This window comes from Veillonella tobetsuensis (assembly GCF_001078375.1).
GTDB lineage: Bacteria > Bacillota > Negativicutes > Veillonellales > Veillonellaceae > Veillonella > Veillonella tobetsuensis.
On record NZ_BBXI01000023.1, the window covers coordinates 1 to 1,059 of the forward strand.

1 protein-coding gene is annotated in these 1,059 nt (G+C 35.7%); it reads right to left on the reverse strand.

Going from position 1 to position 1,059, the window contains the following annotated elements:
* Positions 1-163: 163 nt before the first annotated feature.
* Positions 164-1,059: transposase (locus VEI_RS09205; RefSeq protein ID WP_145749525.1), on the reverse strand; the 896-nt coding region annotated here is incomplete at its 5' end.

Sequence of the window (1,059 nt, forward strand, 5' to 3'; positions counted from 1 at the left end):
GGGGCTGTAACAGAATGCGGTTTTACCGCATTCTAGTTGCAGTCCCTTTAAAATATAAGAAATACCAAGAAAATTAGATTTGTAAAATCCTATGTTCTCTTGGTATTTTTTGTTTTTAGGCGCACCTAAATAGACCTTTAGGCCTATTTAAAAATTTCTTAGTTTAAGCAGTTTCTTTTGCAGTAAATAATGTTGTGTTAACGCGTCCTGCTTGTATTCTGTTATGTAATTTTTCAATATTGAATCCCATAGCCAGTAGATATAACATCTTATGCACTTTTCCACTGCCACGGTGTAAAAATCGTCTAAACCCAAGATCTTGTTTTAACACACCAAATGCGCCTTCAACTTGAATGGAACGGTTAATTCGTAATTGAATGCCTGTATCACTAAGCAGTCTGTCTTGGTTTTCTGCCAATACAGCATCATATGCAGGTGTAATTTCAATTCGTTTTACTGGATTTACTGTTGTTGGTTTCATATACCGTTGGCATTCCTTCTTGTATCCACATCGGTTACAAGATTCGCAGACATATACCTTTCGCTCAGATATAAATCCGGTTTTGTTTTTAGCATTACGAGTTAAAGCATATTTTAATTTACGGCCTTTTGCACATATAAATGCATCTTCTTCTGGTATATATTCCATATTACGAGCTTTACTAATATCTTTAGCCCAAGCTCTAGTTTTTGCCTTTTCATAATATTGTGGTTTTATACAAGATAGGTACTGGTTGTTTTTTAACCAAGTTAAGTTCTCATGGCTATCATAACCAGCATCAGCCACCACATATGTGAATCGGCGACTATGGATCTGTTCTAATTGCTGTACAAATGGAATTAACGTATTCGTATCGTTGGGCTTAGCGAATACACCAACTCCCATAATATATTCAGAATGAACAGCTAATTGTACATTGTAGGCAGGTTTAAGCTGTCCATTACGCATATGGTCTTCCTTCATACGCATAAAGGTAGCATCATGATCTGTTTTAGAATAACTATTGCGTTCACCCATAATATACAACTGCTGTTCGTATTCTTTGCGTTTCTCATATA